At 47.1% G+C, this 784-nt stretch carries 1 protein-coding gene; it reads left to right on the top strand.

Annotation, left to right across the window (positions count from 1 at the left end; genetic code table 11):
• The coding region (locus TMES_RS22870; RefSeq protein ID WP_211275998.1) for a hypothetical protein at window positions 1-784 on the top strand (784 nt) is incomplete at both ends.

Raw genomic sequence — 784 nt, 5'->3', positions numbered from 1 at the left:
TTCTGATTCTCAGGCCTGCCTTCAGTGGAATGGCGGGGATCTTGTCGTCGCGATCGGCGGCACACTTTCAGGGCCGGACCTATCGGGGGGAGTTACTTATGGTGCTGCGGTAACCATTATAGGTGGTAATGCTGGCACGTTTACCAATAACGGCAGTGTTGCATCTGGAGTGGCAGGGGTCGAAAATCGACGTACTATTTCCGGCATAGTTAATAATGGTATATTGTCTGCACAGACAGCCGGAATTAATAACTATGAGTCGCTCGGATTCATAGAAAACTCTGGAACAATTATCTCTACCACCCAGGACGCTATTTTTAACCAGGGGCCGCTTGGAACGATATCGAACAGTAATATAATTACGGCCAAGAGGAATGCTATTAACAACACTGGCTCCATTGGCGCGATATTCAATAGTGGAACAATTAAATCTTCCGATTATGAGGCAATTTACAACGCTGGTACAATTGGAACGATATCAAATAGCGGGCTGATTCAAAGTGAGAATGACTTTGCTATCAAGAATGAGTCTACTGAAGCACTGATCATTACAAACTCGGGCACGATTGCGGGCACGATCGGGTATGACGGCAGCAGCATTCATGGGGCCATGACGATTTCCGGTGGTGCGGATGACAGCAAATATGGTCTTTTGACCGGTAGGGGCGGAACCACGGACGGTATGGATGTTGGCAAGATCCTGCATGCTTTTGCGGATTTGCATTTTACATCCGGTTATTTGTTGCTCAATGATCATATCAATGCCGGTAGCTATTCCGTGATC

It is taken from the genome of Thalassospira mesophila, from assembly GCF_002115755.1.
GTDB classification, from domain to species: Bacteria; Pseudomonadota; Alphaproteobacteria; order Rhodospirillales; family Thalassospiraceae; genus Thalassospira; species Thalassospira mesophila.
The sequence above is the reverse complement of the archived record's forward strand: the minus strand, read 5'-3'. Positions and strand labels throughout refer to the sequence as shown.